The sequence below is a fragment of the Bifidobacterium aquikefiri genome (assembly GCF_002259795.1).
Classification (GTDB): Bacteria; Actinomycetota; Actinomycetes; order Actinomycetales; family Bifidobacteriaceae; genus Bombiscardovia; species Bombiscardovia aquikefiri.
Genome location: NZ_MWXA01000006.1, coordinates 49,923 through 64,396 on the forward strand (window position 1 = coordinate 49,923; position 14,474 = coordinate 64,396).

General features: G+C 53.2%; 10 protein-coding genes and 1 other RNA gene. 2 read left to right on the top strand and 9 right to left on the bottom strand.

Translation table 11 applies throughout. The features are described from left to right. Positions 1-266: 266 nt before the first annotated feature. An RNA gene (gene ffs, locus BAQU_RS07165) (signal recognition particle sRNA small type) lies at positions 267-363 on the bottom strand. A 188-nt stretch (positions 364-551) separates the two neighbouring features. On the opposite strand from ffs, the gene glf reads away from it, so the two are divergent. Continuing rightward, positions 552-1,727 carry a UDP-galactopyranose mutase gene (gene glf / locus BAQU_RS07170; protein WP_094694297.1) on the top strand — a complete coding sequence of 392 codons (1,176 nt, stop codon included), beginning with the start codon at positions 552-554 and terminating at the stop codon, positions 1,725-1,727. Between the two features lie 171 nt (positions 1,728-1,898). Here glf and BAQU_RS07175 read toward each other — a convergent pair whose 3' ends face one another. Then, positions 1,899-3,041 (bottom strand): inositol-3-phosphate synthase, encoded by a 1,143-nt coding sequence (locus BAQU_RS07175; protein WP_094694198.1) that lies wholly within the window; start codon positions 3,039-3,041, stop codon positions 1,899-1,901. A gap of 200 nt (positions 3,042-3,241) precedes the next feature. Here BAQU_RS07175 and BAQU_RS07180 point away from each other — a divergent pair, with 200 nt between their 5' ends. Continuing rightward, positions 3,242-5,503, top strand: a complete 2,262-nt coding sequence (locus tag BAQU_RS07180) for a transglycosylase domain-containing protein (protein WP_094694200.1) — start codon at positions 3,242-3,244, stop codon at positions 5,501-5,503. Positions 5,504-5,728: 225 nt separating this feature from the next. Here BAQU_RS07180 and leuA read toward each other — a convergent pair whose 3' ends face one another. The 7 genes from leuA to dnaX form a co-directional block, all read right to left on the bottom strand. Continuing rightward, a complete protein-coding gene (leuA, locus tag BAQU_RS07185; protein WP_094694202.1) occupies positions 5,729-7,642 on the bottom strand; it encodes a 2-isopropylmalate synthase in 1,914 nt (637 codons plus the stop codon). A gap of 247 nt (positions 7,643-7,889) precedes the next feature. Continuing rightward, complete coding sequence (locus BAQU_RS07190; RefSeq protein ID WP_094694204.1) at positions 7,890-8,510, bottom strand: DUF5701 family protein; 621 nt, start codon at positions 8,508-8,510, stop codon at positions 7,890-7,892. 177 nt (positions 8,511-8,687) lie between these two features. After that, positions 8,688-9,752 carry an aspartate-semialdehyde dehydrogenase gene (locus tag BAQU_RS07195; protein ID WP_094694299.1) on the bottom strand — a complete coding sequence of 355 codons (1,065 nt, stop codon included), beginning with the start codon at positions 9,750-9,752 and terminating at the stop codon, positions 8,688-8,690. 1 nt (position 9,753) lies between these two features. Next, positions 9,754-10,329: an ACT domain-containing protein gene (locus BAQU_RS07200; RefSeq protein ID WP_094694301.1), complete on the bottom strand. Its 576-nt coding sequence runs from the start codon at positions 10,327-10,329 to the stop codon at positions 9,754-9,756. 129 nt (positions 10,330-10,458) lie between these two features. Further along, a complete protein-coding gene (locus tag BAQU_RS07205) occupies positions 10,459-11,220 on the bottom strand; it encodes an aspartate kinase (RefSeq protein WP_094694206.1) in 762 nt (253 codons plus the stop codon). 110 nt (positions 11,221-11,330) lie between these two features. Continuing rightward, positions 11,331-11,933 carry a recombination mediator RecR gene (recR, locus tag BAQU_RS07210; RefSeq protein ID WP_094694208.1) on the bottom strand — a complete coding sequence of 201 codons (603 nt, stop codon included), beginning with the start codon at positions 11,931-11,933 and terminating at the stop codon, positions 11,331-11,333. Further along, positions 11,933-14,401 carry a DNA polymerase III subunit gamma/tau gene (gene dnaX, locus BAQU_RS07215; protein ID WP_094694210.1) on the bottom strand — a complete coding sequence of 823 codons (2,469 nt, stop codon included), beginning with the start codon at positions 14,399-14,401 and terminating at the stop codon, positions 11,933-11,935. Before dnaX ends, recR begins: the two co-directional genes overlap by 1 nt. Positions 14,402-14,474: the final 73 nt, after the last annotated feature.

A 14,474-nucleotide genomic window follows, 5' to 3' on the forward strand; every position in this document is an offset into this window, starting at 1 on the left:
GCGCTCGCTCGAGATGACAATGGGTCGGGGCGACGAGGGCTGTGGATTCGGTCGGAGTGACAAGGGAGGTGGGGATGGCGGGCATCGACATTGGGTCGTTCCTGCTCTCGTGGTTGTGTTGCGATGCATGATGGTGCCGCAATACGGGCACAAGGTTGCGTTCATGCATTCCAAGTCAAACAGGAGCAACACCCACTCCCACAAGAGCTAGGAGACAATTCTCCACACACATCTGCGCCTATAACCCCGAACAGGGCTGAATTAGAATATGAAAACTCCCACGCACCCGTCAGAGGCCACTTACCCTTGCTGCATTCCTGCCCTGGGGGGATTGGGTGACATAACGCCACGTGGGAGCACAAAATATCCTACCCGATTGAGTGGATTTTACCAAGAGAGGCTCGTGAGTCCTTCTCGCACCGGGACATACAAGGATTCGATATCACGGCTACCATATGAGAGGAGCCATGTTGAGCCGACTTCCGGAATGCATCATGGCCGGTACGACAAGAAGACATGCAAGTAATATTTCAGCAACGGAAAGGGAAGTGATGAGCGAACAGGCTGATCTCATCATCGTTGGCGCGGGACTCTTCGGATTGACCATTGCGCAGCAGGCGGTGGAGCACAATGGTGCGAAGGTTGAGATAATTGAGGCACGCGGCAATATCGGTGGCAATGCATACAGCTATATGGACAAGCAGACCGGTGCCGAAATACACAAGTATGGAGCTCATCTCTTCCACACTTCGAATCCACGCGTGTGGGAGTATGTCAATCGTTTCACGAGCTTCACGCACTATGTTCATCATGTGTATACGACTCATAACGGCGAAGTCTTCCCCATGCCAATCAATCTTGGCACCATCAATCAGTTCTTCCATGCGAGTTATTCGCCGGAAGAAGCCAAGCGGCTCATTGCCGAGCAGGCGGGAGAACTGGCCGGAAGTACACCGAACAATCTGAACGATCAGGGCATCAGCCTTATCGGCCGACCGCTGTACGAGGCATTCATCAAGCATTACACGGCAAAGCAGTGGCAGATGGATCCCAGTACTCTTCCCGCTTCAATCATTCGAAGGCTCCCCGTCCGATTCAACTACAACAATCGCTATTTCAAAGACACATGGGAAGGCCTGCCAGTCGATGGATATACCGCCTGGTTCGAGCGTATGATTGATGATCCGCGCATTCACGTCACCCTTTCAACCGACTTCTTCGATACGAGTCAGCCACTCAACCGTGACGCGCTCGTTGGCAAGGTGCCGATTGTGTATACGGGGCCAGTAGATAAATACTTCAACTATGAGCTCGGGGATCTGCAATGGAAGACCGTCGATTTCAAGGAGAAGCGCTACGACGAGGATGACCATCTCGGATGCCCGGTCATGAACTATGCTGATGAGGATGTGCCATTCACCCGTGCCATCGAATTCAAGAATTTCAATCCAGAGCGATACGAGCGGCAGAATCACGAGCACACGGTTGTCTGGGAGGAATACTCCCGCTCAGCCTCGCGCAATGACGAGCCATATTACCCGGTGAGCACTGCCGCAGACAAGCAGCTCTATGCTCAATACAAAGAGAAGGTAGCTGCCGAGCCACAGGTTATTTTCGGTGGAAGGCTCGGAACCTATGCATATTACGACATGCATCAGGTGATAGACAAGGCTCTGGATTCATTTGAAAACGAGGTTCAGCCACTTCTCAAGAATCTCAAGGACTGATTGCCACAAAACTCGAAATCTCGATGGCAAGAGCGGAGAATCTCATGCACGCGAAGTAAGAAACTCTTGGTTGACACAGCTTTTAGCCGCGCCCACCAAGAGTTTTATGTCCAACTGTCAGCAACCAGTTCGTGCGAGCGCTTCACTTGAGTGCTTCACATCGAAGCCAGTTCAGGCGTTCCACACGTCCTTGCCCGCGGCCTTTGCGGCTGCTGCATCAGCATCGAGTGTATCCTGAGTGGATTCAACGGAACCCGCAATGAATTCCTCAACCAGACGACGTGCTTCATTGTCTTCGTGCTGAACTGCAGGAGACTTCATGAAGTATGAGCTTGGAGCCAGGATTGGGCCGGCAAGACCGCGGTCAAGAGCAATCTTTGCCGCGCGGATTGCATCAATGACGATGCCTGCTGAATTTGGAGAATCCCATACGGTGAGCTTGTATTCAAGTTCGAGCGGAACGTTGCCGAAGGTGGTGCCCTCCAAGCGGACGAATGCGAGCTTGCGATCGTCGAGCCATGCGACATAGTCCGAAGGTCCAATATGAACGTTGCGGTCTTCCATGTCGTGAGGAACGATTGAAGTCACTGCACGTGTCTTCGAGATCTTCTTGGACTCGAGACGCGTACGCTGCAGCATGTTCATGAAGTCCATGTTGCCACCAACATTGAGCTGGTAGGTGCGGTCGAGGCGAACGCCACGATCCTCGAACAGGCGAGCCATGACACGGTGCGTGATGGTGGCTCCGACCTGAGACTTGATATCGTCGCCGACGATGGGGACGCCGGCATCCTTGAACTTTTGAGCCCATTCGGGATCCGAAGCGATGAATACCGGAAGGCAGTTGACGAATGCGCAGCCTGCATCCATGGCAGCCTGAGCATAGCCCTTGTCGGCCTGCTCGGAGCCGACCGGCAGGTAGCTGACGAGAATATCGACGTGGCGTTCCTTCAACACGCTGGCAACGTCAACCGGTTCTGCATCTGATTCCTTGATCATCTGCTGGTAATACTCACCGAGACCGTCTCCTGTTGGACCGCGCTGAACCTCAACGCCAAGATCAGGAACATCCTCGAACTTGTAGGTGTTGTTTTGAGAAGCGTAGATTGCCTTGCTCAAGTCCAAACCAACCTTCGCAGCATCCACATCGAATGCAGCTACAAACTCGATATCGCGGACGCGATAGCCACCGAAGACCGTGTGCATCAAGCCTGGCACATGTTCGTCGTCATCAACATCCTTGTAGAAGGAAACACCTTGCACCAGCGACGAGGCACAATTGCCTACGCCAGCTATGGCAACACGAATTGTCATAAAACCACTCCTCAGTTCATTAACGTTAAATCCCAACCCTATAGCATACCTTCGAATCATGAGAGATTGCAAAGAGCAGATTGAATAAATGAGTCAAAACCCAGACAAATTGAACTGAAGATGTGAATGAAACGTACAAAAAGAATGGATTTGACAAACCCGAAGTGTGCTTTTCAGCGAAATTGATTAGCGTAGTGTCCATGGATTTTGAGACTCGATCAATACGTTCGAATGCGGGAGGGGCCCGCAGCAGCACAACAAAGAACTCAAGACGAGGTGTAACAAGAAGGACAAACGCTTCGAATCATCGGAAGAATGCGAACAAATCCCCCTCGCATCATTCAGGCAAAAGAAACGGTAAAAGGAAACGCAGCATAGGCCGCAGAATACTCTTCACGCTGCTTGCACTATTCATTCTTGGCATTGTCGCTGTGGCCGGAACACTTGCCTATATGTATGCAAAAACCGAGATTCCCAAACCTGAATCCATAGCGCTTGCACAGAAGACGACAGTATATTATGCAGATGGAAAAACGCCAATCGGTTCCTATGCCGAGCAGAATCGCGAGATAATCGACTGTTCGACACTTCCCAAATACGTGGGCAATGCGATCATCTCTTCGGAAAATCGAACTTTCTATCAAGACAGCGGCATTGATCTGCGCGGTATCGGCAGAGCATTCCTGAACAACGTCACGAAGGGCACCCGCCAGGGCGGTTCGACCATCACGCAGCAATATGCCGAACGGTATTATCTCGGTGAGACCACAAGCTATGCCGGAAAGCTCCGTGAAGCCATTCTCTCGCTGAAGATTGCCCAGACGGAAAACAAAGACACCGTGCTGTGCAACTATATGAATACGATCTATCTTGGCCGCGGCGCATATGGCATCGAGGCTGCATCGAAGGCCTATTTCAACAAGGATGCCAAGAATCTGACAATCTCAGAGGCGGCGATGCTCGCCGGCATCATCCCTTCACCGACATACTGGGATCCGGCCGTCAATGAGAAAGAAGCCAAGCTGCGCTTTACCCGCGTGATCAGGATCATGCGCGAGGATAATCACATCACTGCCAAGCAGGCCAAAGACGCAAGCATGCCGAAGTCCGTCACACCCTCGACACAGAATGCCTATGCCGGCCAGCAGGGCTATCTTCTGCGCATGGTCAAGGACGAACTGATATCCAGCAAGGCCTTCACCGAAAGCGAGCTCGATACCGGCGGATACAAGATTACGACAACGATTGATAAGGCAAAGCAGGATCTGATGTTCCAGACCGCCAGCCCATCTACCAAGAATGGTGTATTGCCCGCTGGTCTGGAGGTGGGCGGCATCAGCGTGGATCCTCAGACCGGTGCGATCGTCTCGCTCTATGCTGGCGACGACTATCTGAAACGAGAGTTGAACAATGCTTCACAGTCGACTTTCCAGGTCGGTTCGACCATGAAGGTATTCACCCTGCTTGGCGCAATTCAGGACGATGTGAATCTCGACACCTATTTCAACGGCAACTCCCCCAGAACCTTCTCAAGCGTTGGCAAGGCAGTGGCCAATGATGGCGGTGTCAGCTATGGATACATCAATCTGTATACGGCACTGGCCAACTCGGTCAATACCGTATTCATGGATTTGAATGACCATGTCACTCCTGCAAAGACTGCTTCGATCGCCAAGGATGCTGGCATCCAAGGCACGATTGACAGCAAGTCTGCGTTCAACACACTCGGTGTCGTCTCCTTGAGCATCATGGATCTGGCGCGAGGATATTCCACCTTGGCCAACGATGGTGCCAAACCGACGCTGCATATCGTAGCGAACGTCCAGAACCAGGCAGGCAAGGAGCAATACAAGGCTTCCAACGCAACCAGCAAGGTCTTCGATGCCAACGATGTTGCACTGCTGCAAAAGGCCATGACCGGTGTCATCCAGAATGGAACCGGTTCGGCAGCCCGTTCGATAGGCAAGACCATCGCCGGAAAATCAGGTACCGCAAACGACAACACCGCCGCAGATTTCGTTGGATTCACACCATCGACGCTGACTGCATTCGGTCTATGGTATCCATCGTCAACCGGCGGTGCCGAGGAAGTACCGACATTCCTTGGCTATCCCCACGGTTCCGGCTATCCGGCGTATATGTTTGCACAATATATGTCTCAGGCCTTGGAAAGTGAGCCGGATCAGAGCTTCCCGACTGCAACCGACAACGGCAAGGTCGGTGGCCCGGATGGAACCTGGGGCACGGGGAGTAACTATTCGAAGAGCACTGCGTCACCGACACCCACTGCATCGCCCTCGGAATCGACATCAGCCACTGCCTCACCATCAACTTCTGCCACACCTTCTCAGTCATCCTCTCCTCAGCCAACAACATCCGCTCCTACTACCTCAGCATCAACGGAATCTTCAAAAGCCGAATTGAAGGACTCTCAGACCCAGCAAAACGGCACTTCCGAATAGCCTCAGTATCGGCTGATAACAGAACTTTCAAACGTTTCAGTACTCGATCATTCGACGCATCATCATCTCTCCCATGCATCGGCGAGTGTGAACAAACACAAAAATCCTGCCGTCTCTCATATGAAATGAGAGGCGGCAGGATTACACTGCACTGCTACAAGAGACCAGAGTATGCGACATGGATATCTCACATACAATCGGCCCCCTCGCAGAGGCAAGAGGCAGTCACCGCTCGGAACGATTGATTGCTGAGATAATTGCCTTCAGCGAGCTCGTGGTGATTGACGAATCAATCCCAACACCCCACAGCGTCTGCGAGCCTTCATCGGCACCAATCTTGCATTCGATGTAGGACGCCGCAAGAGCATCGCTGCCAGCGGTCATGGCATGCTCGACGTAGTCCTGGACCGAGACTCGAATATCCAAGGATTCCAGGGCGTTCAGGAAGGCAGCCAAAGGTCCGTTGCCTTCGCCACGGATATTGCGCTCAACGGCCTCTCCACTGCCTCCGATGCCGCGATCCATTACCGAAGCCTGCAGAATCGTATCCGATCCATCTTCGCCCGACATCACCGAAACGTTGTGAAGCTTGAGCCTTCCCCAACGCACGAGAGACGCATCGGCCTGATCGCTCAATGCGCGGCTTGCAACAGTGCTGGTGCTCCCAGATGCCTCGACGGGAAGATACTCGTCCTTGAACAGACGCCAGATATCCTCGTCGCGCACCTCGCGCTTCGTCTGATCTGCGTAGTGCTGAACGACTCGGTCGAATTCAACCTGTAGACGCTTAGGCAGATCCAGATTGTGGTTCGACTTGAGCAGGAAGGCCATGCCACCCTTGCCCGACTGTGAATTGACACGAATGATTGCCTCGTAACTGCCACCGACATCCTTGGGATCGATGGGAAGATACGGAACCAGCCAGAGATAGTTCGACAGATCCGCATTGTCTCGCAATGCCGCCTGCTCGCGGGCCTCGAGACCCTTCTTGATGGCATCCTGGTGTGAGCCAGAGAATGCGGTGAACACAAAATGCCCGGCATACGGATGGCGTTCAGAAATCTTGATCTGATTGCAGTATTCGACCGTTCGCCGAATCTCGGCCATATCTGAGAAATCAATCTGAGGATCGATGCCCTGAACAAGAAGATTCAAGCCAAGCGTACACAGATCAACATTGCCGGTGCGCTCACCATTGCCGAGCAAGCATCCCTCGACTCTATCTGCACCTGCCAAAACGCCCATTTCCGTTGCCGCGACCGCCATGCCCTCATCGTTGTGTGGATGCAGCGAAAGGACAATCGATTCGCGGTTCTTGAGATTCTTCGAAATGTATTCAACCTCGTCGGCGAACACATTGGCCGTGGTCATCTCGACTGTATTTGGCAGATTGATGATCATTGGATGATCTGGAGTCGGCTGAATGATATCGGTCACCGCATCGCAAACCTCAAGCGAGTATTCAGGCTCTGCACCCGAGAAGGATTCAGGCGAATATTCATAATAGATATCGGTGTTGCCGGCATCCTTTTCCAAGGATCTGCATAGCTTTGCAGCATCTATTGCCAGCTGCTTGATACCCGCCTTGTCCTTGCGGAACACCACTTCACGCTGCAACACTGAAACCGAATTGTAGAAGTGCACGACTGCCCGCTTCGCTCCACGAAGCGCTTCATAAGTCTTGCGGATCAAGTGCTCACGAGCCTGGGTGAGTACGACGATGGTGACATCGTCAGGAATCAGCTCACGTTCAATCAGCAATCTGATGAAGTCATAATCGGTTGAGGAAGCCGAGGGGAAACCGACCTCAACCTCCTTGTATCCCATCTGCATAAGGAGATTCCAAAATCGCAGCTTGCGTTCGGGATCCATCGGATCAACCAGCGCCTGATTACCGTCTCTCAAGTCAACCGAGCACCAACGCGGCGCTCTCATAAGTTTCTTGTCTGGCCAGGTTCGTTGCGGATATTCGAATGGAACCTGCTTATCGTAGGCCACATATTTATGGAATGGCATCGAGCTGGCTCGTTGCGGTGAGCCTACAAATCGTGCAGGAGGCAGCAGCAGATCATTATTACCTCCATTGGAACCTGCAGCTTCGGCTGCTAAATCAAACACAGATGAATGATCGTTATCCATACTTCCTCCTTTGCCTTGTCAAGACGACACAACGCACGCGCATTGTTGCACGTATCAATCGCACATTGTACCCAGTTTGAGCCTGATCATGAGCGGAGTGTTCATTTTCAAGGAATGCGCACGCTCATTGTGAACTTACTGAAGTAGAAAAGCCGAATAATGGCGATATTCGACCGTCATTTCTGCATTTTCAGCCATATGTACCCAGAGGAGTTCACAATGAGCACCGGTCAGAGCATTTTGAGGCTTAATGGAACAAACTTATTCCTTGACGACCCATGCAATAGGCATTGCCCAGCCAAGTATGGCGCGAATTCGGCCACACGGATGCCAGACGCGGCGCATTCTGGCTCATCCATATGCTTGGCACACGTCCGTCAGGACTGCGTGAACCCAAGAGATTGAAACCGTTCTTCTCCAGTAGCCAATTCGGGTGCTGGGTGGCTATCGACAGACCCTCTTCGAGGGTCAGCGGCAAACGGTCATCGGAATCAATGAGCTTTCTGGCCACATCGGGTTCTCGATTCACGTACGCGGTTCCGGTATGAGGGTCGATCACAATGTAGAACGGCCCCTCAGGAGGCTCAAAGCCATGCTGAGGCGTAAACGAGATGATGTCCCGAGGCGGCAGTGTCGTGAAGCCGGCCATACGGTTGATACTCGTGCGTGCGATCAAGGATTCGGGAGAAACCAGCTCCCGAGTCGGCACCAGAACAAAGCCGATTGTCAACTCACTGTCCTCAAGGGCATGAATGATCGGTTTCGCCAGTGCTCTAAATGCCGAATCGCTCATGTCGGCAACGTCGGGGTATCCAAGCGCAACGATGCGATCAAGTTGCCTCTGCGCCTCATCCGATGCTCTCGACATGTTGATTCCCCTCACCGATGCAATACAACAATATAACATCCAAGTCTCATGCGGTCCCGAGCCAACCCGAACCTACAAACAATACGATGTGCCTTTCAGTACACCCCACGGCAGCAATCCATGCAATGCACCTCAAAGCACATCGTAACTCAATGCTTGAAAGTCAGTGTCTATGCCTCACAGCTTGAAATACTTATCTGCAATGATCTCGGCAATCTGAATGGCATTCAGAGCGGCTCCCTTGCGCAGATTGTCGCTGGTTATAAACATGGAGAGACCCTTGCGACCAGGGACAGCCTGATCCTGACGGATTCGCCCAACGAAGCTGACATCCTTTCCAGCCGCCTGCAACGGGGTTGGAATATCGGTGATGGTCACGTTCTGAGCCTTGGCAAGCACTGCTCGGGCATCATCAGGAGTCACGTCATGTTCGAATTCGGCATTGACACTCATACCGTGTGCCGTAAAGACTCCGACTCGAACGCAGGTGCATGATGCGGCGAGCTCTGGAAGATGAAGGATCTTGCGACTCTCGTTGCGCAGCTTCTGCTCTTCGTCCGTTTCTTCGCTTCCATCATCAACGATTCCTCCAATGAAAGGCACAACATCGAAAGCGATGGTGCGCGCAACCTTGGTCGGTTTCGGAAAATCGATGGCAGAACCATCGAAAACGAGCTTGTCGGCACCCTGATCCAGCGCGGCCTTGGCCTCATTCATCAATTGCAGCGCACCTGCGCGACCTGCACCGGAGACTGCCTGATATGACGACACGATGAGTCTGCTCAGGCCAAATGCATCAGAAAGTGGCTTCAGCACTGGCATGCAGGCCATGGTCGTGCAGTTTGGATTGGCAACTATCCTGTTGGGAATATCGTCGAGATCGTCTGGATTAACTTCGGAAACGACCAGCGGCACATCGTTATGCAAACGCCATTGCGAAGAATTGTCGACAACGAATGCTCCTTTTTCGGCAAAACGTGGTGCCCACACCTTCGAGGTACCGCCGCCCGCAGAGAAAATGGCAATGTCGATACCGCTCAGGTCGGCCTTTGCAACGTCTTCGACTGTGATCTTCCTATCACACCATTCCAACACCGTACCTGCTGAGCGGGCAGAGGCAAGAAAACGCAGATTCTTTACCGGGAACCTGCGATCTGCCAGGATGCGGCGCATAACCATGCCGACCTGGCCCGTGGCTCCGAGTACGGCTACATTGATTCCCTGTTCATTGATTAAGGTCATTTCAGCGTCCTGTTCCTCCATAGACAACGGCTTCAACCTGATCTGCATCAAGCTTGAATGCAGTGTGAATAGCGCGCACGGCATTGTCAAGTTCCCGCAGCGGCACCAGTGCGGAAATGCGGATTTCCGATGTTGAAATCATCAGCACATTGATGTTCTCATCACTCAAGGCACGGAAATAGGTGGCAGTGATGCCAGAGTGATTCTTCATCCCCACACCTACCAGGGTCACCTTTCCCACATCAGGATTAACATCGATGCCAGCTGAGTTCCACTCTTTATTCTCGCGGCGCTCAAGAATTTCGGTGACTGCCTTGGTCTGCGACTCAGGCATGGTGAATGAGATATCGGCAGTGCCCGTTTCTGCGCCTGCCTGCACAATCATGTCAATGTTGATGCCGCCTTCAGCAAGTACTGTGAATAGTTCCGCAGCAACGCCTGGGCGATCGGGAACGGCACGCAGCGTCACCTGAGCCTCAGTGCTGTCGTGTGCAACTCCTGAGACGACAGGCGACTCAGGTCCGTTCAGATCGGGGAAGAGTTCCCCCATGGACTTACCGGCTTCTGTGTTAGTCATATTCATTGTGCCTTTGTTGTCTTGCTGATACTGCTGATGCTACTGGTGTTCGAAGTGTTCATGAGTCCTTGGCCTGATTCGTCATTCAGGTTCTACCCACTCATTGTGGTACATCACTGCCACAGGAAATCAAACGTTCGGAATGCGAGATGGATTCACATCCTGAGGAAGAATCAGGGTTCCCGGACGATGCGAGAACGAGCTGCGCACATGCAGCGGCATACTGAATCTTCGCGCATATTCCACACAACGCAGGGCAAGCACCTTGGTTCCCGCCGCTGCCATTTCCATCATCTCATCGTACGACAAGGTCGGAATGCGGCGAGCGGTCGGAACGATGCGAGGGTCCGCCGTGAATACACCGTCCACATCCGTATATATTTCGCAAACGTCGGCGCCAAGAGCCACTGCCAGAGCAACGGCGGAGGTATCCGAGCCACCTCGACCAAGCGTGGTGGCGTCGCCTTCGGTGCTTACTCCCTGGAACCCGGCAACAATGCCGACGTTGCCCTTCGAAAGTGCCCGCGCCACGCGCTGTGGCTTCACCGAACGAATGTGCGCAGCGCCATATCGCGCATCGGTCACGAAACCTGCCTGTGAACCGGTGAATGAATAGGCCCTATCCCCCTGAGCATGAATGGCCATGGCAAGCAGACTCATGGAGATTCGTTCGCCTGCGGTCATGAGCATGTCCATCTCGCGTGCAGGCGGATTGGAATCGATATCCATGGCCTGATCGATCAGGTCGTCAGTGGTGTCTCCCATTGCAGAGACCACCACGGCAACATCGTTCCCCGCCTTTTTGGTAGAGATGATCCGTTTGGCGACTCTTTTGATCGAATCTGAATCCGCAACGGAGGAGCCGCCATATTTCTGAACGATAAGTGACACATCAATCCAATCTCACAGCCGAACTCAACAGGCACGACATTTTCTCTTCAGTTTCAACGATTATACATTCCGCATGGGCAAACATGACCATGATGTCCAGAAGAGCTCGTTTACGCCGGACGTCTGCCCGATAAGGCACGACCAAGCGTGACCTCGTCGGCATACTCCAAGTCGCTGCCGACCGGCAGTCCACTCGCCAGACGTGTCACCTTCAGCTCCAGTGGAAGCAGCAATCTACTGAGATAGGTAGTTGTCGCCTCACCCTCGATATTCGGATCGAGCGCAAGAATGATCTCCTTCACCTCATCGGTCTTGAGACGTTCGAGGAGGCTTGGAATTCTCAAATCAGCCGGACCGATGTTTGACATCGGATTGATCGCGCCGCCGAGAACGTGATACACGCCCTGGAACTCACGAGTGCGCTCGATGCTCATAACATCCTTCGGCTCTTCCACCACACATATCGTACTGTGGTCGCGACGAGGATCCGAGCATATCGAGCACGGGCTGCTCTCGCATACGTTTCCGCAGATTTCACAGAAGCGCACCCTTGCCTTGACCGTGGTGATGGCATCGGCAAGTTCCTGTGCCTCCTGCTGGTCTGCGCCAAGCAGATAGAACGCTATTCTCTGCGCACCTTTTGGGCCGATGCCAGGCAGCCGAGCGAAGGAATCTATCAGTTGCTGAATTGCGCCATCATAAGCGAGTGCCATTAATCATTCCCCTGTGCGTGCTGTTGGCTGTTGCGACGTTGTTGGATATTCCTTGGATTCTGCGGATCATCTGCGGCAAATTCTTCGATTTTCTTCACATTGAACAGCTGTTTGATGTCGTCCAGCTTCAGCGACTGATCAGTGTTGAGGGCCGGATCATCCATGGAGTAGGTGTCTTGTGAAGGATCTATAGGAGTCTCACGCTGTAGGACTGCCGTTCGCGCGGCCAGTTGTTGCACATGATGAACGGATCTGGTCTGCGTCTTCGGGGGTTGGTCACGCTGATTGGCACTCTGGGATTGCACCGAGTCAGATCGCCCCAAATCAGGTCTCGCTGTGCCGGATTCTACCTTATCGGAACCCGCAGGGTCAGCGTTTATGGTATCGGGTTGTTCTGTGTCAGCTGGCCCCGTCTGCGACGGTGCCAGGCTTGACGATGCGACGTTTTTCGGGGCCCACGGGTCAACCGAGTCATTCATGTCTGGCAAGGCCACATGTTTCGTATGCTGGGCAGATCGGGAATGTGCCAAGGGCTTGTTGATGGCAGAACCAAGATTCGATGCCGAGAGACCAGCCTTCTGCAGGGCAATCTGCCGTTTGACATTCGCCACCTGTTCAGGCGACATTCTGCGAGTCGAAGCGACCTTCTCGCCATTTGCCGCAAGCCCAGATGGGAAAATCATGGTTTCAGAGTCAAATGCCTCTTGAACGGCGTGCATCACGATCTTGGGAACGCTCGTCTGCCCGTGCACTGATTCCCGAGACACCGCAAGGGCAAATGCATGCTGGCTGAGTGGGACGTTGAATGTCATCAACAGCCGTTTTCTGCCCTGTGGAGCATCGATAACCGCCACAGTCGGAACCTTATCCCTGCTCACATATGCCCTGACATCGCTTGGAAGGCTCGTTACCACAGCATCCCAACGCTCGTCGGGGCTGGCATTGTTCATGATCTTGGTTTCGGCAGCCGTTGCGCTTTGCACTTCGTCTGATTCACCGGTACGCTCCGCGTCATTCACGGCGTTCGTGCTGCCGGCTCTCGCGCCATCATCACTCTCGATGCTGTTGGCGTTACCATCGGCAGCATTCGCATTACCAACGTTACCTGCATTGTCAGCATCGCTCGCATTACGCGTCCGACCCGAGTTTTCCACCTCAGTGCCACGACTCTCATTCTTGACCGGCGTCTCGGATATCGCGGCAGGTGACGAGGCAGTTCCTTCGGCACGACGTTCAGAGCCGATAAAGCCTGCGCCGTTTCGAGGCATGGAACTCTGCCTGTGTGCATTGTCTCTCTGGCCAGCGTGCTGCAAAACCTTGTTCGTTGCAATTGCCTGTGCCTTGGTCTGAGGATGCAGTTCATCCGCTCTCATGGCCAACACCCTTGCAGCAAGGAGTTCGAGCCGCATTCTAGGCGAGATGGCACCATTCATATTCGACAAGGTCATATTGATGGCATCTGCAATGTCGTTCAACGCATGCAGACCCAACGAAGCGCTCTGGTGCTGCAATTGCGAAAAGCTTTCATTGCCGTCGTCCAGTTCAAGCACTGACTGAGCCTTGGAACCGCTCACTGCAACGACCAAAAGATCACGAATTCTCGAGAGCAGATCCTCAACGAAACGTTTGGGATCAAATCCGCCAATAACAACCTTTTCAATCACAGCATACAGAGCTTCGCCATTCTGCTGGGCTATGGCATCAATGGAGTCCGAAATCATGGCATCTGGAGTAAAGCCAAGCAACGCACTGGCTGCCTCGTGGGTGATCACACCATCCTCTGCGCCTACCATCAGCTGATCAAGCACGGACATCGTATCTCGAACAGATCCGCCACCCGCACGCATGGCAAGACGCAGCACCCCCGCTGCCGGCTTCACCTGTTCCTTCTCACATACTTGCTCGAGATATGGTCCCATAACCTCGGGCGGCACCAGGCGGAATGGATAGTGATGAGTCCTTGAGCGAATTGTGCCGATGACCTTTTCAGGCTCAGTCGTTGCAAAAATGAAGATGACATGCTCAGGCGGTTCCTCAACGATTTTGAGCAGCGCGTTGAAACCTTGGCTCGTGACCATATGTGCTTCATCAAGGATGAATATCTTATAGCGATCTCGTGCGGGTGCAAAGCCTGCCCGTTCTCTCAGCTCACGGGCATCATCCACACCGTTATGGCTAGCCGCATCGATCTCGACGACGTCAATCGAACCCGGACCACCAGTAGCCAGATCCCGGCAGCTTTCACACGTGCCACATGGGTGGCTGGTGGGACCTTTCTCGCAGTTGATGCAGCGAGCAAGAATGCGAGCGCAGCTGGTTTTCCCACAGCCTCGAGGTCCGGAAAACAGATAGGCGTGGGTTAGCTTGCCCGAATCCAAGGCCCTTGAAAGTGGCACGGTCACTTGGTTCTGACCAATCACCGCATCAAACGTATCTGGACGATACCGGCGATATAATGCGAGTCCCATACTAACCAACCTTACTCATTCTCGACCTTGTCCTGAACGACTCAAGCATAGTAATCTGCAACGAACTTATACG